Below are 23,403 nucleotides of genomic sequence, written 5' to 3'. Positions count from 1 at the left end.
GGTCGATGCCCATTAGGAACTGGGGCATTATTTTAAACCAGTTTTTGACTATATTTGAAAAAAGGGTCCGGCTTTAATCAAGCCAAACCCTCGATTTATAACTTACACACTTCTCGGGATAGTGTCTATTTAGTTCTGGCTGCCCGAAAGGGCAGTCTTTTTTTGTTAACCTTGCGATTTTTGCCGACTGTTTGGGGTAGTCCTATTTTGTGAAAAAGCACTTTACTTACCTTTTCAAATACAGCTGCCTCCTCACAGATAGGGCATGATTGTTTTTTAAAACTTTATCGATAATTTAGCTCTCCATGATTAGGATTGAATCATTTTATCAAATTTCAAAACTATTTTAAGCATATTCATCAATAAAACATAAGTATTTGAAAATGAAATCCATAATAAAACTGTCGCTTTTTGTCTTATCAATGCAGATAGGAGCACAAGGCATTGATAAATCTCTTTACGCTTTTGATTTTAAAATGGATAGTTTAACTATCTTGCAGAGAGCAAAGCTTTTTGATAAACTTGGCTACAGTGGCACTACTTTTATCGTGAAAAACGATAAGCAAATAAAAAAACTACAAGAATATCTGGATACTGAAACCTTTTCTTCAGGAAAGTTATCAATTCCTGTGGTTTACTTTCCGTTTAATTTTTCCAATGATCTTGAAAATGAAAATAAATTATGGCGTAAAACACTAAATGTATTACCTGAAGGAACAGATTTATGGGTCATCATTTTAAAGGAAGATGCTACAGAGAAAAAAACTTTGGAGCTTTTGAAAGATATGACAACCGAAGCTCAAAAATTAAACAAGAATATTGTTATATATCCGCACGATAATTGTTTTATAGAATCTGCTGAAGAGGCCATTCCTTACATTGAAAAATTAAATGAGCCAAACCTGTTTCTAACCTTGCACTTATGCCATGAATTAAGAGCGGGTAATGGTAGCCGTTTGCTTGATGTTGCGATTAAGGCTTCTCCTTACTTAAAATTTGCTTCTGTTTCTGGTGCCAACATGACCATGTTTGAAAATGAAGAACAAGGTTGGGCTGATGCCATAAAACCATTGGACGAAGGGGATTATGATGTCTCTGAATTTATATCAGTCTTGCAAAAAATAAAATTTAAAGGTAAAACCATATTGCACACTTTTGGAATAGAAGATGCTCCTAAAGACCATTTATCGCGTTCTATTGAAAAATGGAACGATCTGGTTGATTCTACTTTCAAAAATCAAAACAACAACTTAAATAACATTCTTGATAATCCAGAAAATGCCTGTTGGGATGAGGTGTCAAGGTCTTGGTTTATTTCTAATTTAGGAGGAGGAAAAGTAACGATTGAAAAAGATGGTTATGGGTGGATTACACGTTTAGATGAAAAAGGAAAAGTAATCTCAAATAGATGGATAGAAGATTTAGATGCACCTACCGGAATGGCCTCGTACAAAAACCTTTTGTATGTTGCTGATCGGGGTGTTTTAGTTGAAATTGATATTACTGAAGGAAAAATTATTAGGAAAATAAATTTACCCAATTCAGAGTTCGCCAATGATGTTGCCGCAACTCCCAGTGGAGACATATACGTATCCGATACGTTCACAAACAGTATCTATAAACTTCCTAAAAATAAGGATATAGAAATCTTTGTTAAAAATGATACCCTAGAGTACCCAAATGGCTTATGGGTTGATGGAAACCACTTAGTGGTAGCTACATGGGGGCCAATGACCAATCGCGCTACTTTCGAGACCAGCAGAAAAGGGACGCTAATGAGGATTGATCTTGAAACCAAAGAAATAAAACCTGTTGGAAAAGGTTTGCCGATTGCAAACTTTGATGGCGTTGTAAAATACAACAAGTCTTATTATGCTACAGATTGGACAGGTGGAAGACTTTTGAAGATTAGTGAGCACGGAGATGTGGAAGAGGTTGTGTCCGGCTTTTCGCAATTCGCAGATTTAGGCATTAACATAAAAAACGGAATTGTCATGATTCCGGAAATGAGCAAAAACCGCTTTATACTTATATACCTAAAATCCTTGTTAACTCAATAAAAAATAGCTGCTACCCAAGATTTTTTGTTACCACTCTTTTAGGTCTATGGATGGTTTAGAGAGGTACTAGATGTTGTTACTTTGAGCCTACCTTCTTTGGTACAAAAGAATAGGCAAATTCGAATTGAATATCTGAAACCAAAATATTGCCGCTTAGTCCTGAAACTTGTTATTTGTTTACTGGTTAGATTTATTTTGTTATTTCAGAAAGAATTAAAAAAGTGTTTGTGTCTCCAAATTGCATGAGTTTGTCTAACAGTTTTTGTAGGCGCAATTGATTTTCTACAACAACTTTTAAATGAATATTTTGGTTTCCTGTAATACGGTGCGCTACAGTAATTTCAGGAAATTCATTAACCTTGTTAATTACATACTTTAATTTTCCAGGAAATACTTTCAACAAAATAAAGGCCTCTAAATCATAGCCAATTAGTTTGTTGTTTATTTGTATATCATATTTTTTAATAACGCCTTCTTCTTCAAGTTTTTGTACACGTTCTCTAACTGATGATGGAGATAAATTTATTTTTCTTCCAAGATCAGCAAATGACAGGCGAGAATTCTCCTTTAAAATATCTAATAATTTTTTGTCTGTACTATCAACCATTGAATCGTTAGTTTTGGTGTTTAATTTTTGTGTTTTAAACGGTAAATATATCTAAAATATCATTTAATCAATTTTAAGATGCCTGTATTGTGTTTTATTTTTGAATAATCAATATAAATATGCTTTTTATTGTGAATATAATTCAGATAATTAGTGTTTGTTGTGAAAATAAAAACCAAAAATAAATTTATGTTTGATAATTGTGTAAACAAATCGTTAGAAGCAAAGTTTGAAGCGCTTGAGGCTGATAATGCTCCCGGTCAAGAGGTAAGGCAAGATTTAGGTGTCCTAGAAAATGTTATGCGGGGAGGTAAACTTAAAGGAGTGCCAGTAGACTTTTCTCACGGGGATGTAAATGCTTTTACTCCAACTCCAGATTCAGAAAACTATTGGTTAGAGGGTTTTAAGCAAGGAGGCTCTCAAGCTTACACAGAATACCGAGGAGCTTTAAGCGTTAGAGAAATTTTAGCCAAACGTCTAGAGAAATTTACAAATACGCCTGTGTTGCCCGACAGTGAATTGATTTTAACGCCAGGAACTCAAGGTGCGTTGTTTTTAGCTTTAGGAGCAACAGTCGCATCTGGAACTAAAGTGGCTATTGTAGAGCCAGATTATTTTGCTAATCGAAAATTAGTTAAATTTTTTGGAGGAGAAGTCGTTCCGGTTCCTTTGTGTTATTTGGGAGAACCCTCAGAAAACGGATTAAACTTTAATACGCTAGAAAAGGCGTTTAAAAATGACACTAAGGTTTTAGTGTTTTCAAACCCTAATAATCCTACGGGGATTGTGTACTCTGAAGAAGTAATAAATAAAATTGCTGTTTTAGCAAATAAATATAATGCTACGGTAATTGTAGATCAACTATACTCAAGAATGTTGTATAATGGCGAAATATATGCACATTTGCGTGCTTGTAAAGTGCGGCCAAAAAATCTAATTACAATTATGGGGCCTTCTAAAACAGAATCTTTAAGTGGCTATCGTCTAGGGGTAGCCTTTGGAACGTCAAAAATAATAGATAGAATGGAGCGTTTACAGGCTATTGTTTCTCTAAGGGCAGCAGGGTACAATCAAGCTGTTTTTAAAACTTGGTTTAATGAGCCTAAAGGCTGGCTGGAAAATAGAATTGAACAACATGAAGCTATACGAGATGAGTTGCTTGAGGTTTTTAGAGGTGCAAACCTTAAAACCGCAACGCCTCAAGCAGGAAGTTACTTGTTTCCAAAATTACCAGCATTAAGTGTAGATTTAAATACGTTTGTAAGGTTGTTGAGGTATCAAGCAAATGTAACAGTTACGCCGGCATCAGAGTTTGCACCTCACTTAAACGACAGTATTAGGCTTAATTTTTCGCAAGACCATGATGCTGCGATAGAGGCCGCAAAACGAATTGTAAAAATGGTTGAAATATACGCCTTATGAAAACAGTAAACGAGAATCCAATACCACAAGGTAAGTATATTCCAGCTGCAAGACATGCCGATGTTATTTATACTTCGGGCATGACACCTAGAAAAGATGGTAAGCTAATTTATTCGGGGCAAATAAAAGCTACAGTTCCTGTTGAAACGTATAAAGAAGCTGTTGAGATAGCAACATTAAATGCTATTACGGCAGCTGTTAATTGTTTAGAGGGTGACGAAAAAATTGGAAGGGTGTTGCAAATGAATGTTTTTTTAAACACAGAAACAGCATTTACAATGCATTCTAAAATAGCAGATTTTGCATCAGATATTATTATTAATGTTTTAGGTATTCTATGTATTGGAAGCAGGGCCGCAATAGGGGTGGCTTCTTTACCATCTAACGCGCCTGTAGAAATAACATTAGTTTGTAGCATTAGCTAACACTAACAAGGTTTTAAGTGTCCTTCTCATGACACTAACTAAAGGTGCTTTTATCACTAAACCGATATAGCATTATTTAAACCATTGAATCCTTTTTGTTATAGTTTAAAAAAGTTGTTTCAATGAAAAAAAGCAGATTTTACCCAATAATCAACTTTTAAATAATTGTAAATAAAAATACCTTTACGGTGTAAAATTATTTCAATAATAACATTTAACATGAATTAAAATTACTATAAGTTAATAAGTATTGAATTATTAATAATTGTGGTTTTTGTTCGAGTTATTAAAAAACTATCATTTATGGAAACCAAACTTCATTATGTTTTAAAGAAAACATTGTTAGTTACAAGTTTGTTTTTAACATTTTTTCAAAGCAATGCTCTTAAATATGGCGAAAGTGCTATAAATAGAAGTATAGATTTTTTTGAATTGAAATGGAAAAAATCAAATTTAAATCTCCTTCAAAAAAGTGTTGAAGGTATAGTTACAGACGAAAGTAATGCTCCTTTAATAGGAGTTACTATTGTTATTAAAGGTACAAAAACAGGTGTCACCACCGATTTTGACGGAAAATTTAATTTAAATGCTAAAGAAGGGGATGTATTGTTGTTTTCGTATTTGGGTTATGCAGATGTAGAAATAACCGTAGGTAGTACATCATTTTATAATATAAAAATGAATCCTTCGGCAGAAGAACTTGATGGGGTGGAAATATTTTCTACAGGATATCAAAAAATTAGTAAAGAACGTGTAACAGGGTCTTTTGCAAAAATTAATACAAAGGTTTTAGAACGAAAGATAGATCAGAGTATAATTGGTAAAATAGCGGGAGAAGCCCCGGGCGTGCAATTTGACCCGTTTATTCAAGAAAAAAACAATATAGGTCTTGTAATTCGCGGAAGAAGTTCGATTAATGCCACAACAGAGCCTCTAGTAGTGGTTGATGGGTTTGCAATACCAGGAGGTTTTAGTACTATAAATCCTAACGATGTAGAAACAATTACCATTTTAAAAGATGCGGCGGCAACATCTATATGGGGTATTCGGGCTGCTAATGGTGTTATTGTAATTACCACTAAAAAAGGTGAAAGTAATAGTAAATTGGCGGTAAACCTTTCTGTTAATTCTTCTGTAACTCTAAAACAGGATATTTTTAAGGCTCCTTATGCAGACCCTAGTACGCAAGTAGATTATCAAATAGGGTTGTTTAATTTTGAGCAGTTTTCACAACAGAGAAATTTGTTTGATGGTACTTTAAATGAATTTTCTTTATTCCAAACTAACTCAGTTAGAGAAACGCTGCTAAGGCTTCAGCGAGGTGATATAGATATTGCTACTGCCAATGGTAGAATAGAAGCGCTTAGAAATAATGATGGTAGAGAAGAGTATTCCAATCTGTTTTTAAGGCAACGCCTATGGAATCAATATAACTTAAGTTTATCCGGTGGTAGCGAAAAATATAATTTTAATTCTTCCCTTGTTTACAATCAAAACAAAGGAGAAATTGTTAATGATAAATCCGATCAATTCATTTTAAATGTAGTTGGTAATTATAAGCTTACAGATAAATTACAAGCCAGGTTTTCCAGTAATATATCGCAAACCAAAAGTGAAAATGGTATTGGTACAGGGCCTGCAGATTATTTAAATAATTATCCAATATTTGAGCGTATTGTAGATGACAATGGTAATTACCTGCCTATGCAAGGTGGCGTAAATATAGAAAGTTCTCAATTGGCACAAAGACAAGGTTATCCCTACCCTTGGACATTTAACCTTAAACAAGAATCTGATAACGTAGATAACACTTCAACATCAACAGATGTTCGTATTCAAACAGGATTAAATTACGAAATCTTAGAAGGTTTAAAAATTGACTTAAGTTACCAATATTTGTGGTCGTCATTTTTTGGGCGAAACTTGCTTAATGAAAATAGGTTCACAACTAGAAACTTAGTAAACTCCTTTGCTCTAGTAGATGAAAATGGTATGGTTACAGAAACGCCTGTGCCTCTGGGTTCGTTATTAGATATTACTACCAGAAGAACAACAGATAATACGTTTAGAGGGCAATTAAATTATTCAACAAGTTTCAATGATGGCCTTCATAACCTTGATGCCATAGCGGGGTACGAGGTCCGTAAACAAATTACAGAGTTTAATAGAGACAGAAAGTTTGGGTATAACGACCAATCTTTGATTTTTACACAGCCTAATTTTAATACCCTTTACTCCAGTCCAATTTTTGGCGGGCAACGGCTTATCAATTCAAACTCTAGATTATTATTTAATGAAAATAGGTTTCTTTCATACTATGTTAATGGTGCATATAATTTTGATAAACGCTATACCGTATCGGGCAGTGTAAGATTGGATGATACCAACCTGTTTGGAGCGTCAGAAGAGTTTAGGAATACACCTTTGTTTTCCGTAGGTTTAAAATGGAATATAACTAATGAGAACTACTTTAATTCGAAGTTTTTTGATAATCTTAACTTAAGGGCAACCTATGGTTCTGGAGGAAATGTAGATAGAAATACATCGCCATTTTTAGTGGCAAGACAAGGTAGAGATCAAGGAAGTTTTTTAAACAATTACCTTACTATTTCAAACCCACCGAACCCAACATTACGCTTAGAGAAAACAAAAACACTTAATTTAGGGCTAGACTTTTCTATGGCTAATAATAGAATTTATGGAAGCATTGAATACTACAACAGAAATAGTGATGACCTGCTGGCAAGACGTAATATAAGTCCAACCTATGGGCTTTCTTCTTCATTTCTAAATGTTGCCGAACTATATAACAGAGGTGTAGATATAGATTTAGGTTTAAGAATTATTAATACTAAAGATTTTAAATTTGATACAAGAATACTTTACAGCCAAAATAAAAATGAAATAACAAGTATAGACGAAAGTAACCCTGGAGAAATATTTCTCTTCACACAATACGATGCTAATTCTTTTGTAGTGGGAGATCCGGTAGATAATTTTTATAGTTTCAGGTATGCAGGCTTAGACCAAGAAGGTAACCCATCCTTTTTTAATGAAAACAATGATGTTATAGAAGTGGGAGGTGATATAGGGGCTATAGAAGCTTTGAAAAGCGAAGGTTCTAGATCGCCCACTCGTACGGGATCGTTAACCAACACGGTTACTTATAAAAATTTATCGTTGCGTGTACTTACAGTATATTCTGGAGGAAATAGATTTAGGTTCGAAAGAAATTATGATCCTAGATTTTTTCGAACCAATGTGTTTAGCGATTATGTGAGTAGGTGGCAGCAGCCTGGAGACGAACTGCTTACAGATGTGCCTAGGCTTACATCGCCAAATGAAACGGGAACACCACTTTACCTGTATCTTGATGAATCAGACAGAAATACCGATGATGCCTCTTATATTCGTTTATCTCAAGTCAATTTATCTTATCAGTTTCCAGAAAGTCTCACCAAGAAATTATCTATGAATAGTTTTACGGTAAGCTTGCAAGCAGACAACTTAAAAGTTTGGAATTTCAATAAATGGGATGTCGATCCTATAAGTCGAACCATACCAATCCCTCCAACCTTTACACTTAATTTAACGACAACATTTTAATATCCAGATTTATGAAAACTACAAAATATACCATAATTATATTAGTATCGTTCGTATTAACCGGATGCACTAGAGATAATTTCTTAGATTTTCAACCCAAAGGAAAAGTTATACCCTCTAAAATTGAAGAATTTAGAGCGCTCTTAGATCAAGTAGAACCAGATCCCAATGTAAACTTCACGCAGGGTTTTGGTACACATCACGATTTTACCATTATAGCAAGCGATAATTATTTGTTAACAGAACAAGTACGGGCCAGTTTCGGTATTAGCCCAGAAGAAATAAATCTGTATTTGTTTAAAGAACAAATTTCTACAGAAAATGGAGACGATAACAATTGGATTCGATATTACAATCAAATTTACGTTGCCAATGTGGTTCTAGAAGGGTTGAAAACGGTAGAAAATGGTACGCCAGAAGCCATTGCCGAAGTAAAAGCAGATGCATCATTACAACGCGCTTTTGCTTATTTCAATTTGGTTAACATTTACAGTGTGCATTACAATCCTGAAACCGCAGATACAGATTTAGGGGTGCCTATTAGAGATGGTATAGAATTAGAGGGTGCAGATTTTACAAGAGCTTCAGTTGCCGAAATCTATGATCTTATTCTTAACGATATTAACAACAATATAGAAGCTTTACCAGATTTACAACCAGCAAATTTAAGCTTTAGGCCGTCTAAAGCTGGAGCTTACGCATTTTTAGCTCGTGTTTTAATTTATCAAGCTAAATATGAAGAAGCTCTTGAAGCTGCTAATAAAGGCCTAGCTTTAAAAAATAGTTTAAGAGATATTAATAATGACCCGGTAGATCCAAGAGATGCCAATGTGCTAGCATATCCTTTGGCCGTTCAAGACGAGCAATTAATTTGGTTTAAAGATTCCGGAGGATTTACTCTAGTAACCACACCAGAATTTTATGGTTTATATGACGATAATGACCAAAGGAAAAAATGGTTTGCCGATGCCAGAACCTATTTTTTTGCAGAGATAGATAATCCTGTGTTTGTTGCCCACAGAGCTAACAATAATACCAATGTATCTTTAACAACTGCAGACCTTTATTTAATGCGTGCAGAATGTTATGCCAGATTAGGAGATATCGAGTTAGCCAATAAAGATTTAAATACACTAAGGGTAAATCGTTTTAAAACTGGGGCCTATGTTCCTGTTGATATAACCGATCAAGATAATTTAATAGCCTTTGTAAAAGATGAAATTAGAAGAGAGAAAGCAATGAGTACCTTAAGAATTTTTGATATCAAGCGTTATAACCGTTTCGATAATGCCAATATAACAGTTACTCATAGTTTTAATGGAGAAACAGTATCCATAGCACCAAATAGTCTTAATTGGGCTTTACCAATCGCAACCAATTACATTCTAGCAAACCCAGAAATAGAACAAAACCCAAGACAATAGTCTCAAACATAAAAAATTTAATTATGAAAACAATTTTTAAAATAATCATAGGTGTATGTATCTTATTTATTGGTTTTTCTTGTGATGAGACTAATGATAATATCTCTGGGGGATTAATAAATACCGAAGATTTTACAATTGAAGCACCAATTGTTGTAAAAAAACGAGATACCCTGGGCTTTTTAAAAGGAAGCTCCAATAAAGGCGAAGTCACATTTTCTTTAATTTCTCAAACACCAGAAAACAGTGTTGTACTGGGATTAAGGTACGGAGAAATAATAGTTGAAAGTCCAGAATTTTTTAATTCAGATATTACAGATGAAGTTAATCTAGTTATTGAAGTTAAAAAACAACAAGAAACAAAAATATCCAATGTAACCATTCTTAGAAATTTAAACGATCCAGATGGCGATGGTATAGAAAACAGTTTGGATAGCGACCCAAACAGCCCTTGCTTACCAATGCAAGATGAAAATTATACAGGTTACAATTTATACAATAGTATTTGGCGCGATGCCGATTGTGACCAAGATGGTATTTCTAATATAGATGAATTAACTAATGGTACTAATCCGTATTTTGATGAATCGTCAATTGGTGATACCGATGGTGATGGACTTAAAGATGATGTAGATCCAGATCCAAATAACCCTTGCTTACCAGAACAATTTATTGGGTATCAAGGCTTCGGTGCCGAGAACGACGTTTGGGCAGCAGCAGATTGTAATGGTAATGGTATATCCAATGGTGATGAAGTTACCGCAGGAAGGTCGCCATATCCTTTTCCAGATATACCTTGTAATGACATATTTAACTTCGAGTTAGAAAATTATGCGAGAGAGTTAAGAACAGTAGATTCTAATAATGGAGAAGGCGTTACTATTGGGGTTGTTGGAGAAGAATGTGGCACTATATTTTTTACCGGCGGAGGCATATTCAATCAAGGCTGTTTTAATGATGATGTACGTATACCTTTCTATTTTGAACCTGCAGATCAAACCTCATCAAATGGTAGAGTGTTTGTAGAGCTTACAGAGTATTCATGCTTAGCCGAAGACAGGATGTCTAGTAGAAATTTTACGGTAGAAGGTCTAGGAACCTATGCTGGTGCTTCTAGAACCGTCGAGTTAACATATATCATTACACAACTAGATGATGATATCCCTGATGATGAAAGAGTAACTACCGGAACGCTAATTATCAGGCCGTTATAGCAGTAAAATTAACGGTTTTTTATAAAATATCAACATAATAAAGCAAGAATTATGAAATATAAAATAAATATAAAATGGTCACTTTTGTTAGCAGTTTTTACATTGGTTTTTAATTATTCATGCGTCGAAAATAATGAAGAATTTATTAGCGAAGCAATGGATACTGATGGCGATGGCGTGCTTAACAGTTTAGACGAATTCCCTGATGATCCATGTTTACCCGTTAAAGATGGTACATATACTGATTTCAATGTTTTTAATGCGGTTTGGCAAAATGCCGATTGTGATGGTGATGGTGTTTCCAACGCAGATGAGTTTGAAGATAAAACGCGTAATCCCTATGTAAATGAAGAAGCAGATACCGATGGTGATGGCGTGCCAGATTTTTTAGATGAAGCACCACAAAACCCTTGCATGCCTGAGCAAGATGAAGGTTATATTGGTTTTGATTCTGATAATGAAATATGGTCTAGCTCAGATTGTGATGATGATGGCGTATCTAATATAGATGAGTTTATTAATGGAACAGACCCATACAAAGGCTGTAATTTAGATTTCGATTTTAGTAATTTTGAAGGCGAACTTCAAGCTCGAGATTCTAATAACGGAGAGACCATTATAGTAGCATCTTTATTAACGAGTTGTAACGAAATATCAATAAGCGGAGACTTTTTAAATTTAGGATGTACTAATGATGATATTGAGTTTTTACTATTCTTAGATCCTTTTGTAGAAGGCGGAAATGAAGGAAACGCCATTATTGAAAACGCTACTTTTAATTGTACTAATGAAGCAGGTGAAACTGTAGAATATACATTTAATGCAAATGGTTTCTTTAGCGGTAATGATGGGTTCATGGAGTTTTTTGGCTATACCCTAACAGGTGGCGGAGAAACCGTTACAGGAAACTTGTTTATAGATCAAATTTCAGATGGCGGTGGAGACGAACGAGATAGATGTAGTTTTGAAGGCGAATATAATAGTATTGTAAATATTGATGGAAATGAAAGTTTTGGTATTGGCATATTTACACAAAGCCCAGAAAACTGTAATGAATATACGCTTTCGGGAGATTTCTTAAACCTGGGTTGTAATAATGATTTAGAATTAGGTGTGTTCCTCGGAGAAGAGGAAGGCGGTTCTGAAGTTATTATAAGCGAAACCACATTTTCCTGCGAAACAGATTCTGGTACTGTTGAATATACCTTTAGAGGCTTTGGGGGTTATTCAAATTCTGAAGGCTTTATAGAGTTATCTGAATTTACATTAACCGATTCATCTGGAAACGAATCAAATGGCACCATATTTTTTGAACCATTGTAATTAGAGCTTAAAAGATTTTATAAAGATTTCAACATGAAAAAATATCTAATCATCGCAGTGATATCTGTTTTAAGTTTAGCTTGTAAAAATAAAACAGCTGAAATGGCAGCTAAGGGCGATGTGTTTGAAAAAGAAAAAGTTAATACAAGTAAGAAGCCTTTATTTAGAACTTCCATTACCGCTACAGAAATAGATTTTATTAAAGCAAGCGATAAGGATGCATTTAAAAGTATTGAATTTGTAGGAAATGAAACTAAGGAAATGCCTGGGGCGCTCAATGGAGAAGAGTTGATGGATCATGGCACCTATGTGTTTAAAGCCCATTTTTCTGATGATGCATCTGTTGAAATTTGGCTGCACAGTAGTTTTGGCAGTAAAGAAAAAGCCAAAGCATACGCAAATAAATTAACAAGTAGATTGGGCAAGTTACCATCGTTTATGCGAAAAACATTAAATCATGTTGTTGTTCACACGGGTGATCACACAGCTTTTGCAGAAGATGCAGGAGGCTTTTTTGTGCTGTATTCAGATAATATGGATACCAGAATAGGCAATAACGATCTAGAAGAAACCGTTTTTCATGAAACCTGCCATGTTACATTTGATTTGAAATACGCAAAAAGTAAAGCGTGGAAAGCAATTCAAGCTGCCGATAAATCATTTATAACAGAATATGCCAAAAGCAAACCTAATCAAGAAGACATTGCGGAAACGGCATTATTTGTCTACACCATGAAAACATACCCAAATAGATTATCAAATGAAATAGAACAATGGGTGAAAACTAATATTCCTAACAGATATGAATTTTTAGAAAAGTTCTTTTAGAAAAAACAGAATAAAAAAAATTAAATTATGAAATTAAAAAGTATAGCTAGAGTTTTTTCTCTGTTGATGTTGTTGGTATTTACTAATTGCACCTCAGACGAAAAACCATTTATTAGAGAAGATCTTAAAGATCAAGAAAATGATAATGATGACGAGAATACCAATGAGGGAGATAATACACCTTTATTTGAGTTTTCGGTATCTGGTACTGGTATCGATTATATTAAGTCTACAGACCCAGACACATTTTTAAGTATGGAGTATTTAGGACAGTTTGCTAAAGAAATACCAGGGGTAGAACCAACACTAGACTCAAACGCTTATGTTTTTGAAGCGACGTTTACTGATGGTAAAAAAATTGGTATTTGGTGTCGTAGTAATTTTGGAACTCTGCAACGGGCTACTGAATACGCAAATAAACTGACAGATAAATTAGGAAAATTACCTGTTTTTATGAGAGATGAATTAAATCATGTAGCCGTTTTTTCTGGCGCAAGTAGAGCTTCTGCTGAACCCGATGGTAAATTTTTCTTTATCTCTGATAAGAGAATAGATGAAAGAATAGCGGGTAATCAACTCGAAGAAACGGTTTTTCATGAAACAACACATGTGTATTTTGAAAAACGTTACGGAACAAGTACAGAATGGAGAAATGCCCAAAATACAGATGGTATTTTTGTAACCGAATATGCAGAGGATAATCCAAACGTAGAAGACATACCTGAAACCGCCATATTTGTATACACCATGGTTAAATATCCTGGGCGTTTATCTCAAAATATTGAAAATTGGGTAAAAGAGAATATACCTAATCGGTATGAATTTTTAGAGACATTTTTTGAAGATTAAAATAAAGAGTGTAGAGTTTGCTATTAATTTCGGTGGTATAAAAAAATGTAAAAAGTTTAAAACATGGGAATAACAAAAGCTATATATGCACTTGTGTTTTTTTTCTCGCTAATTTCTAGCGGAAAAAAAAATGACGGGTTTGCAGTTCAACAAGATTTAAAGGCAGAAAATGAAATTTCTAATAACACTATTAGAGTCCTCTCTAAGGATACCTTAAGAATACCCGTTGTGCATCATATATCTAGAGATAATAATGGTAATAATGCGGCTGTTTCAGAACAACGTATTAAAAAAATGATGGGAGATATAAATAAAAATTATAAGCCAGGAAAAATTCAATTTTTTACTAAAGCCATTAAATTTATTGATAGCACACCATGGAATACCCAATTTGTAAAACAAGATGATTTTACTGAAAGTAAAGTTTTAGCACCGTTCGAGGACGAGAATGCTTTAAATATATTTTATTTTATCAAATTATTAAATAGACGCCATGGTGAAATTACTGGAGAGTTGGGGGCAACAGCACTATTTCCTAATCAAGGTAATAATATAAAATTGAGTACTACTTCTGTAGAAATTGAAAATACGGCAACAGCAACACACGAAATAGGGCATTATTTAGGACTTTATCATACAGATGATGATTTTAAAGATAGCCAAGGAAGAATTGAGTTAGTCAACGGGTCTAATTGTACAGAAGCAGGTGATAAAATTTGTGATACACCTGCTTCGCCAGGCCTTAAGGAGTCTAACATGAAAGATTGTGTTTATATTGGAACAGAAACAGACCCTATTGGTGAAAAATATCATCCAGATACGTTTAACTTTATGACGTCATCGGGGAGAACCAGAGCAGATGCTGCTGGTTTATGCAGAAGACATTTTAGCCCAGGACAAATAGAAAAAATGATTTCAGTATTAAATAATGAAAGGGCGTATTTAATAACAAAAGAAGAATAGTGTTTAAAAAAAATCTAACTAATAAATTTAATTTTAACAACTCTACATCTTATCAATATCTCAATGAGAATATTATTTAGTAATATAATTTTTTTCTTTTTAGCTCTATGTGTTTACTGTCAAGAAGCTAAGCCATTATACATGCCACGAGAATTTCAAGAAGCCTACAAAAACAAAACACGAGCGTTTAATGGAGATGTAGGAGAGAACTATTGGCAAAACTCTAGTGATTATGTCATAGAAGCAGAAATAGTTCCCGGTACCTGGAAAATTTACGGAAAACAAACCATATCATACACAAATAATAGTCCAGATAGTTTGTCTGAAATTGTTATTAAAATGTACCCTAATCATTATAAAAAAGGAGGCGTACGCGCTAATAAAATTCCTCTTGAAAATTTAACCAATGGCATGGTTATTTCAAACTTAAAGGTTAATGATGAGGTGGTTAATTTAGGTATAGACGCATCGGTAAGTAATTTGGCTCACGCCACCAAAAAAAAGAATCCAAGTAGCAATATATCTGTGAGTTATAATTCCACCTTTTTAACATTAGAATTTAACAATAAACCCATATCTCCAAATTCTACTACAAAATTGTCTATGGATTGGGAAACAGAAATGCCTTTAATTTATGTGAATAAAATAGGCGCTTATGATAAAGAAAGTGCTTTTATAGGGTATTGGTATCCTCAAATAGCAGTTTATGATGATATTGATGGTTGGGATAAAAATGAATATACAGGCGCTCAAGAATGTTATACCGATTTTGGCAATTTTAATGTAAAAATTAAAGTGCCAAAAGGGAATTATGTATTTGCAACTGGAGAATTATTAAATGCTGAAGAGGTATTGAGTCCAGAAGAATACTCTGCCTATGTTTTATCAAAAACTAATCCTGAAAGCACATATGTTTTAAAAGCTAAAACGTTAGGGGAAATTTCTAAAACAAAATCAACTTGGCATTTTAAAGCAAAATATGTTAGAGATTTTGGGTTTGGTGTTTCAAACAATTTTAACTGGGTAGCAAATGCCACAATTATTGAAGATAAAAAGTTGTCTTCCAATATTGTTTATAGTTATAAAGACGAAAAAAACCTTAGAGATCTTTTAAATATTCAACAAAAAAGTATTGAATATTTATCCAATACATTGCCTGGAGTGCCTTATCCATACCAAAGCTTTACATCATTTATTGGGGTACCAGAATTTGATGGTATGGAATTTCCAATGATGGCAAATAATGGGTTTTCTGATACGGAAATAAGGAATAACCTTATGACGTTTCATGAATTGGCACATACTTACTTACCACATTGGGTAGGGATAAATGAGGTAAAATATTCTTGGATGGAAGAAGGTTGGGTAACATTTTTAACCATGAAGTTTTGCCAAGACTTTTATAAAAACACAGCATATGAAAATTTTGAATTGAACCGTGCTATAAAAAGTTATTGTAAAAGCGCGGGCAAGCAATGGGAACCCCCTTTGTTTAGTCCGTCAAATTATATGGTGGTTAGAAATATGCACTTTCAACAATCGTATCGTAAACCTGCTTTTATGTATTTAGCTTTAGAACATCTATTGGGAGAGGAGCGTTTTAAAAGGTGTTTTAAAACCTATTTAAACAGATGGAAAGAAAAACACCCAACGCCTTTTGATTTTATGTTCACTTTTAATGATGTAAGTGGTGAAAATTTAAATTGGTTTTGGAAAAAGTGGGTTTTTGAATATGGTTATGCCGATTTGGGGTTAAAAAAAATAGAAGGTTCAAAAGTTGTATTAGAAAATGCAGGCGGCTTGCCTGTACCCGTGTCTTTAAAATTAACTTATGCCAATAATAAAACCGCTATCATTAATAAAACACCAGAAATTTGGTCGTCAGGAAAGTCTAGCGTATTTATAGAGATTGTAAATGTGGAAGGTTTGATTTCTGTAGAGTTAATTTCAGATTCATTTCCAGATGTTAATACCACCAATAACTTAATAGAAATAAAAAGATAGAGCGTTTTTATGGTGTTATTACGTCTTTATCAAAAGTAAAAAAAGACCTGCTTTTAAACACAAATCCATACTACGTATCATATGAAAAAACTAGAGCTACATTGGCAAATATTAATTGGGATGATTGCTGGAATCCTATTCGGTTTCGGGATGACTCAAGTAGCATGGGGGCAAGAATTTGTTTTAGACTGGATACAGCCTATTGGGAATATTTTTGTGAAACTTTTAAAATTAATTGCCATTCCTCTCATATTGGCGTCCTTGGTAAAAGGTGTTTCCGATTTAAAAGATATCTCTAAGTTTAAAAGTATTGGACTTCGTACCGTAATAATTTACACCATAACTACATTGGTAGCAATTAGCATAGGCTTGTTAATAGTAAATATAGCGCAGCCTGGAAAGGGAATTCCGCAAGAAACTATTGATAAACTAATAGAAGCATATTCTGGTGATAGCGGTGTAACCTCCAAATTAGCAGAGGCCTCTATGCAGAAAGAAAGAGGACCATTACATTTTTTAGAAGACATTGTGCCAGATAATGCTATTTTTGCTATGAGTGATAATGGCTTAATGTTACAGGTTATCTTTTTTACCATATTCTTAGGGATTTCCATTTTGTTGATAGGCGAGGAAAAAGGAAAACCATTAAAAAACTTTTTTGATTCTTTAAATGAAGCCGTTTTAAAAATGGTCGATTTGATAATGGTTACAGCTCCTTTAGCTGTATTCGCTTTATTGGCAAGTGTAGTTGTATCTTCTAGTGACCCCGATTTGTTGTTAGCACTTTTAAAATATGCCGGCGTAGTTTTCTTAGGGCTTTCATTAATGATTGTGTTTTATTGTATCGGTATAAGCGTGTTTACAAACTATAATCCGTTTACATTTTTAAAAAGATTAAGCCCAGCACAGTTATTAGCTTTTTCAACAAGTTCTAGTGCAGCAACGCTTCCAGTAACTATGGAGCGAGTTGAAGAACATATTGGAGTAGATGCCGAGGTTTCAAGTTTTGTTTTACCTGTAGGTGCTACGGTTAATATGGACGGTACAAGTTTATATCAAGGTGTAGCCGCTGTATTTATTTCACAGGCATTGGGTTTTGATTTAACATTTGCAGATCAATTAACCATTGTGTTTACTGCTTTATTAGCGTCTATAGGTTCTGCTGCTGTTCCTGGTGCTGGTATGGTGATGCTGGTAATTGTTTTGGAAGCTATAGGTTTTCCTTCGGATAAATTAGCTATTGGTTTGGCTTTAATTTTTGCAGTAGATCGTCCGTTAGATATGTGTCGTACTGTAGTTAATGTAACTGGGGATGCCACCGTGTCTATGTTAGTGGCTAAATCTGTCGGAAAATTAGGTAAACCAAAAATTATTAATAATGCTCATGTAATTAAAGTGAGTATAGAAGATGATAAATAGCGGGTTAGTGTGCTAATTTGTAGTTTAAAAAAAGCCCTTTTTAATTAAGTGATTAAAAAGGGCTTTTGTACTCAAGGTGGGAATCGAACCCACACTTCCGAAGAAACTGGATTTTGAATCCAGCGCGTCTACCAATTCCGCCACTTGAGCAATTTTGGACTGCAAAAATAGATATTTTTTTGATATATCACACAAAAATACTGAGTAATATCCTTTTCAGGTAAAAATAAATACATAAATTTGCACCTCATTAAAAATAAGGTGCGTTTTGTGCCTAAAAAACAACGATGTAAAGATGCCAATCGTGATAACAGAAGCTAAAATTTTTGCCTGCACACAGAGTAAGGTGCTTGGCGAGAAAATTGCAAAAGCCTTTGGGGCTGAATTGGGTAATGTTATTACCTCTACGTACAGTGATGGTGAATTTCAGCCATCGTATGAAGAGTCCATTAGAGGAACGCGAATTTTCATTATAGGTTCAACTAATCCTGGGCCAGAAAACCTAATGGAAATGTTGTTGATGATTGATGCTGCAAAGCGTGCGTCGGCAAGGCATATTACGGCTGTTTTACCTTATTTTGGATGGGCAAGGCAAGATAGAAAAGACAAACCAAGAGTACCGATTGCTGCTAAATTAGTTGCAAAAATGCTGGAGGCTGCTGGGGCAACCCGTATTATCACTATGGATTTGCATGCCGACCAAATTCAAGGGTTCTTTGAAAAGCCGGTGGATCACTTGTTTGCATCGACAATATTTTTACCATACCTAAAAAGTTTAAACCTAGATAATTTAACTATAGCATCGCCAGACATGGGCGGGTCTAAAAGAGCATACGCCTATTCTAAAGCACTGGGGAGCGATGTAGTGATATGTTATAAGCAACGTGCCAAAGCCAATGTGATTTCGCATATGGAACTTATTGGTGACGTAACAGGCAAAAACGTAGTCTTGGTTGACGATATGGTAGATACAGCCGGAACCCTTACAAAAGCAGCCGATTTAATGATGGAGCGTGGTGCATTAAGTGTACGTGCTATTTGTACCCATCCTATTTTGTCTGGTAAGGCGTATGATAATTTGAACAATTCAAAATTAGAAGAACTCATTGTAACCGATTCTATACCCGTAAAACCTTTAAGCGATAAGATTAGAGTATTGAGCTGTGCCGATTTGTTTGCACAGGTTATGGAAAAGGTTCACAACAACCAATCAATAAGTTCAAACTTTGTAATGTAGCTAAAGGCTACCATAATAAAGAATAATTATTATTAACTATAAATTTTAAAAATGAAATCAATTACAATCAACGGATCTCAAAGAGAAAGCGTGGGCAAAAAAGCAACAAAAGCCTTACGTAATGCTGGTCAGGTTCCTTGCGTATTATACGGAGGAGATAAGCCAGTACATTTCTCTGCACCAGAATTGGCTTTCTCTAAACTTGTATACACAGCAAATGCGCATACAGTTGTGATTGAGCTAGACAACGGTACTACTTTAAACGCAGTACTTCAAGACATTCAGTTTCACCCAGTAACAGATAGAATTTTACATGTAGACTTCTATCAGTTATTCGAAGACAAGGAAATTGCACTAAATATCCCTGTAAACCTTGTTGGTAACTCAAGAGGTGTAAAAAATGGTGGTGTTTTAAGAAGAAACAACAGAAAACTTCGTGTTAAAGCTTTACCGGCCAACTTACCAGATTTTATCGAAATCGACATTACACCTTTAAAAATTGGTGATAAGGTTTATGTTGGTGAATTACCAAAAGAAGGCTACCACTTCTTACATACCGATAACACAGTAGTATGCCAAATTAAAACGTCTAGAACAGCAATTGCTGATGAAGACGAAGATGAAGAAGAAGGAGCTGAAGCGGAAGCAGCAGCAGAAACTACTTCGGCTGAAGAATAGATTAATATCTATAGAAATAGAAAAACCTCTTAAGGCAATATGCTTTAAGAGGTTTTTTTTGTTTTTGAATTCAAATAACTAGGAACAAAAAAGTTAAAACAAGTAAGTGAAAATATTTATAGAGATAACAACAATAACTAAAATAACGAGTCCTATGAAACAACATCTGTTTAAAACGTTATTCTTTTTTTCCATAAGTGTTTCCATTTTTCAGATTTTTAAATTTTAAATACTCTGCACCATTACGGTGCAGAGTCCTTAAAAAATCCTCTCTCAAAAGAATTAATTAATAGCACCGTAAATTTACGTTGTATCTAAATCAAAAAAAATACGCACTTCTACGTATTTTTTAAAACGGAAAGTTTATAAAAAAGCGAAGGCTCTAAATAACAATGATTTAGAGCCTTCTTTAATTCTCCCTAAGAACTAATTAATAGCACTGTAAATATAGTTAATATTTTCCATACAAAAAATACGCACAACTACGTATTCTGTTAAAAACTATAAAAAATCCTTGTTTTTATTGGCCCATACGAAAAGTGAAGTGGGTTTGTTGTCCAATTTTAGTTTATGGACTATGTTGCTTCTGTGTTTGTCAACGGTTCTTACAGAAATAGATAACTCGTTGGCTATTTCTTGACTGGTATAGTTTTCAGAAATCAGTTTGACTATTTTTATTTCAGATTTTGTCAATAAATCTAAAATTTCAGGTCTTAATGCCGTTTGGCTGGCCTTCAAGTATTCGGCAATTTCTTCACTAAAATAAGGTGTGCCGTTTACAACATGTTTAATGCAAGTTTCAATTTCTTCAATGGCAAACTCTTTTAAAATATAGCCGTAAACGTTAAAGGCCTTGGCTTGGTCGTAAAGTTCTTCTTCCTTATCGAAAGTTATCAGGATAATTTTTGTTGGTAAATGATTTTTTTGACAGGCTTCGGCAATTTCCAATCCCGATTTTAAGGGCATCCTAATGTCAAGAATGGCAATTTCGGGCTTAAGCTTTACAATAAGGTTGTATGCCGCATTGCCGTCTTCGGCGCTGCCAACAATATTGTAGCCTTGAGAAGTTAAAAAATCGGTGAGGCCACGAAGCATCAGCGGATGGTCGTCTGCTATTAAAATAGAGGTATTCATTAAGATTTAGAGAGAGTGATTAATTAATTTACGTTGTAATTAGATTCTTAAATATAAATATTTCTTTTCGTAATCAATAACAGCCTTGGCTTTTTTTAAAATGTCGGCACCTATAATGCCATCAACAGGTTTGGAGTTGTGGTCTATCAAAGCGGTATTGACGTGGGTAAGGTTAAAAAGCACTAAAACGATTTTGTTGTTGCTCCATTTACCAATTTTTACCTTATTTTTTTTGGCCATTTTGGTTTCCATGTTTATGGCGCCAGCTCCTGCAGCTTTAATCATGGAGTCTTCGGCCTTTAGCTTAAAGGTTTCAATGCCCTCAAAGCCTACGCACGAGCTTGATGCCCCGGTATCTAAGATAAAACGGCCCTTTTTGCCGTTAATACTGGCCTTAATTTCAAAATGGTTGGTTTTGGTAAGATGCAGCTTCACCTTGGTGTAGCCTTTATCGAGAAGGAATTGTTGAAGTGTTGCTGCCATATCGTTTTCTTTTGAAGACTAAAAATAGGGTAATAAAAAGTAAAAGTATCCCAAAAATGACATAAAAATCTAAGTTTTGTTTTTTTTCTATGTCCAACGATCCGTAATAAACAAAGGCACTCCAGTAGTAGGGTGATTTTTTGATGTTGCTGATGGACTCGTTGTCTAAATATTCCTTTTTCGATTGGCTATTAGCAACAAATGCCGATTGGTGCTCGCCAAAATTCGTATAAAACGATTGCATGATTTGAGAGGTAGCAAGGTCGTTTATCTGCCAAAGGGAAAACAATACATTTTGTGCTCCGGCATATTGAAAACCCCGTGCTACACTCATGGCACCTTCCGATTTATAAAGCTTTCCAATTCCCGTTTCGCAGGCGCTTAAAACTACAAGATTGCTATTGAGGTCGAGCGCATAAAGTTCGTTTAAAGCAAGGTCTTCATCATAAAATGAAATACTGGCGGGGTTTACAAAATCACCACTTTGCGCGTGGGTGGAGAGGTGTAAAATACCATAATTTCCACCTTTTTTAATGAAATCGTGTTTGCTAGCTTCGGCATGCATCAAAAGTGTGACGTGCATTTCATCTTTAAGTACTTCGGCTTCAGCTTTCGAAAAGGTGAGGGATTGACTGCTGTCCTCGAAAACTGGAAATACCCCTAAAACTGATTGGTCAGCACTAAAGTCTTTTGTGTTTAAGTACATTAATGCGCTTGCTGCATAGGCTAAGTGGTTTGAGCGGACCACAAATGGCATTTTTTCAAAAACTGTGGTTGTGCTTTCTTGGGTGAGCAAAGCATCGAACGGAATAAAATTTAGTAGCCCGTCGGTAATCAATAATACATTTTTATGATTAATAACCTTTTGTAAATTCAGAAGTTTGAATATTCCGAAAGCCTGATTTGTAAAGTGTGTAATATCATTATTAATAGTGTTGGGGTCGTTAAAAAGATTGGTGAAATCAACGAGATTTTTTTCAATTTTTGGAGTATTGGCGATGCGGAAAAAATCAATACCCTGTGCTGAAACTACAAATTGATAAATGTGGTGTTTCCCGTAGAAATATTCGATTAAAACGGCTTGGTCTTTTTGTAATTGTTGTTGTAATTCTAATAGCGAAAACTGATTTTGTTCAGAAGGATATGCTTTCGAAATAGCCTGTTTCAGTGTTTTTAAATCCAAACTAATTTGACTGAGCGTTTTATTGTATTCATTGATTTTTGAAACGCGGTTATTGCCCAATTGTTCTTTAACCAATAAACTGGTGATATGTTCTTGTTTTTTAAGAAGCCTAAATTCATTTTGCAAAAGGGTGTCATTCGGAAATGTTTTTAAGCGTTGCTTTTTTAAAAACATATCCATTAATGAGGAAGCCTTACTGTTTTCCGCATATTGGAGGGCTGTAAAAGCAATGGAGTCGTTTTTCGTTTTTTGAAAAGTGTTGAAAAGTAAATCGATACATTTTTCGCTCCGGATTCTGGTGGCCGACTGGTTTAATATTTTGGTTTCTTGTGCGGTCCAGCTAATTCGAAGTAATTCTGAAACATAAAAACTAAGGTCGAAATAATACAGCGCCGTTTTGGTATTCGGAACGATTTCAGCATACAAATCAAAAATGTCGATAAAGGTGTTTTTGCTAATAAGCGTAAGATGGATTTATTGTTCTTGTGTCAGAGTAGGTTTAAATTATTTTTATAAAATTTGTAGATAAGTATAGAGAATTTAA

General features: G+C 34.5%; 18 protein-coding genes and 1 tRNA gene. 14 read left to right on the top strand and 5 right to left on the bottom strand.

The genetic code is table 11. The features are described from left to right. Positions 1 to 383 precede the first annotated feature (383 nt). Complete coding sequence (locus tag HC176_RS11250) at positions 384 to 2,060, top strand: TIM barrel protein (protein WP_167918347.1); 1,677 nt, start codon at positions 384 to 386, stop codon at positions 2,058 to 2,060. Between the two features lie 190 nt (positions 2,061 to 2,250). On the opposite strand, the gene HC176_RS11245 is transcribed toward HC176_RS11250, so the two are convergent. Beyond that, a complete protein-coding gene (locus tag HC176_RS11245) occupies positions 2,251 to 2,667 on the bottom strand; it encodes an Lrp/AsnC family transcriptional regulator (protein ID WP_167918345.1) in 417 nt (138 codons plus the stop codon). 189 nt (positions 2,668 to 2,856) lie between these two features. On the opposite strand from HC176_RS11245, the gene HC176_RS11240 reads away from it, so the two are divergent. From HC176_RS11240 to HC176_RS11190, 11 genes are all read left to right on the top strand, one after another. After that, on the top strand, positions 2,857 to 4,089 hold the full coding sequence (locus HC176_RS11240) for a pyridoxal phosphate-dependent aminotransferase (protein ID WP_167918343.1): 1,233 nt from the start codon (positions 2,857 to 2,859) through the stop codon (positions 4,087 to 4,089). Continuing rightward, positions 4,086 to 4,514: a RidA family protein gene (locus HC176_RS11235; RefSeq protein ID WP_167918341.1), complete on the top strand. Its 429-nt coding sequence runs from the start codon at positions 4,086 to 4,088 to the stop codon at positions 4,512 to 4,514. The genes HC176_RS11240 and HC176_RS11235 overlap by 4 nt, the downstream gene beginning before the upstream one ends. 303 nt (positions 4,515 to 4,817) lie before the next feature. Beyond that, positions 4,818 to 8,120, top strand: a complete 3,303-nt coding sequence (locus tag HC176_RS11230; RefSeq protein ID WP_167918339.1) for a SusC/RagA family TonB-linked outer membrane protein — start codon at positions 4,818 to 4,820, stop codon at positions 8,118 to 8,120. Between the two features lie 11 nt (positions 8,121 to 8,131). Further along, a complete protein-coding gene (locus tag HC176_RS11225; protein ID WP_167918337.1) occupies positions 8,132 to 9,544 on the top strand; it encodes a RagB/SusD family nutrient uptake outer membrane protein in 1,413 nt (470 codons plus the stop codon). A 23-nt stretch (positions 9,545 to 9,567) separates the two neighbouring features. Further along, positions 9,568 to 10,758 (top strand): CREC-EF hand family protein, encoded by a 1,191-nt coding sequence (locus HC176_RS11220; RefSeq protein WP_167918335.1) that lies wholly within the window; start codon positions 9,568 to 9,570, stop codon positions 10,756 to 10,758. A gap of 51 nt (positions 10,759 to 10,809) precedes the next feature. Then, positions 10,810 to 12,081 carry a hypothetical protein gene (locus tag HC176_RS11215; RefSeq protein WP_167918333.1) on the top strand — a complete coding sequence of 424 codons (1,272 nt, stop codon included), beginning with the start codon at positions 10,810 to 10,812 and terminating at the stop codon, positions 12,079 to 12,081. A gap of 33 nt (positions 12,082 to 12,114) precedes the next feature. Continuing rightward, positions 12,115 to 12,909, top strand: coding sequence for a hypothetical protein (locus HC176_RS11210; RefSeq protein ID WP_167918332.1), 795 nt, complete (start codon positions 12,115 to 12,117; stop codon positions 12,907 to 12,909). Between the two features lie 27 nt (positions 12,910 to 12,936). After that, a complete protein-coding gene (locus tag HC176_RS11205) occupies positions 12,937 to 13,758 on the top strand; it encodes a hypothetical protein (RefSeq protein WP_167918330.1) in 822 nt (273 codons plus the stop codon). Between the two features lie 63 nt (positions 13,759 to 13,821). Continuing rightward, positions 13,822 to 14,721 carry a M43 family zinc metalloprotease gene (locus tag HC176_RS11200; RefSeq protein ID WP_167918328.1) on the top strand — a complete coding sequence of 300 codons (900 nt, stop codon included), beginning with the start codon at positions 13,822 to 13,824 and terminating at the stop codon, positions 14,719 to 14,721. 141 nt (positions 14,722 to 14,862) lie between these two features. Next, positions 14,863 to 16,725 (top strand): M1 family metallopeptidase, encoded by a 1,863-nt coding sequence (locus tag HC176_RS11195; protein ID WP_167918326.1) that lies wholly within the window; start codon positions 14,863 to 14,865, stop codon positions 16,723 to 16,725. An 81-nt stretch (positions 16,726 to 16,806) separates the two neighbouring features. After that, entirely contained in the window at positions 16,807 to 18,144 is a 1,338-nt protein-coding gene (locus HC176_RS11190; RefSeq protein WP_167918324.1) for a dicarboxylate/amino acid:cation symporter, read from the top strand. Positions 18,145 to 18,212: 68 nt separating this feature from the next. On the opposite strand, the gene HC176_RS11185 is transcribed toward HC176_RS11190, so the two are convergent. After that, positions 18,213 to 18,294: transfer RNA gene (locus HC176_RS11185), tRNA-Leu, on the bottom strand. A 145-nt stretch (positions 18,295 to 18,439) separates the two neighbouring features. Between HC176_RS11185 and HC176_RS11180 the strand changes: the two genes are divergently transcribed. Together HC176_RS11180 and HC176_RS11175 are read left to right on the top strand one after the other, a co-directional pair. After that, complete coding sequence (locus HC176_RS11180) at positions 18,440 to 19,381, top strand: ribose-phosphate pyrophosphokinase (RefSeq protein ID WP_167918322.1); 942 nt, start codon at positions 18,440 to 18,442, stop codon at positions 19,379 to 19,381. 51 nt (positions 19,382 to 19,432) lie between these two features. Then, on the top strand, positions 19,433 to 20,059 hold the full coding sequence (locus tag HC176_RS11175) for a 50S ribosomal protein L25/general stress protein Ctc (RefSeq protein WP_167918320.1): 627 nt from the start codon (positions 19,433 to 19,435) through the stop codon (positions 20,057 to 20,059). A gap of 501 nt (positions 20,060 to 20,560) precedes the next feature. Here HC176_RS11175 and HC176_RS11170 read toward each other — a convergent pair. From HC176_RS11170 to HC176_RS11160, 3 genes are read right to left on the bottom strand one after another with little or no spacing between them, the layout of a single operon-like run. Beyond that, positions 20,561 to 21,193, bottom strand: coding sequence for a response regulator (locus HC176_RS11170; protein WP_167918318.1), 633 nt, complete (start codon positions 21,191 to 21,193; stop codon positions 20,561 to 20,563). Positions 21,194 to 21,232: 39 nt separating this feature from the next. Further along, positions 21,233 to 21,676 carry a retropepsin-like aspartic protease family protein gene (locus HC176_RS11165; RefSeq protein ID WP_167918316.1) on the bottom strand — a complete coding sequence of 148 codons (444 nt, stop codon included), beginning with the start codon at positions 21,674 to 21,676 and terminating at the stop codon, positions 21,233 to 21,235. After that, on the bottom strand, positions 21,642 to 23,285 hold the full coding sequence (locus tag HC176_RS11160) for a CHAT domain-containing protein (protein WP_167918314.1): 1,644 nt from the start codon (positions 23,283 to 23,285) through the stop codon (positions 21,642 to 21,644). Before HC176_RS11160 ends, HC176_RS11165 begins: the two co-directional genes overlap by 35 nt. Positions 23,286 to 23,403: the final 118 nt, after the last annotated feature.

The organism is Tamlana crocina (assembly GCF_012037625.1).
Note: the sequence above shows the minus strand (reverse complement) of the source record. Positions and strands in the feature narration are given on the sequence as shown.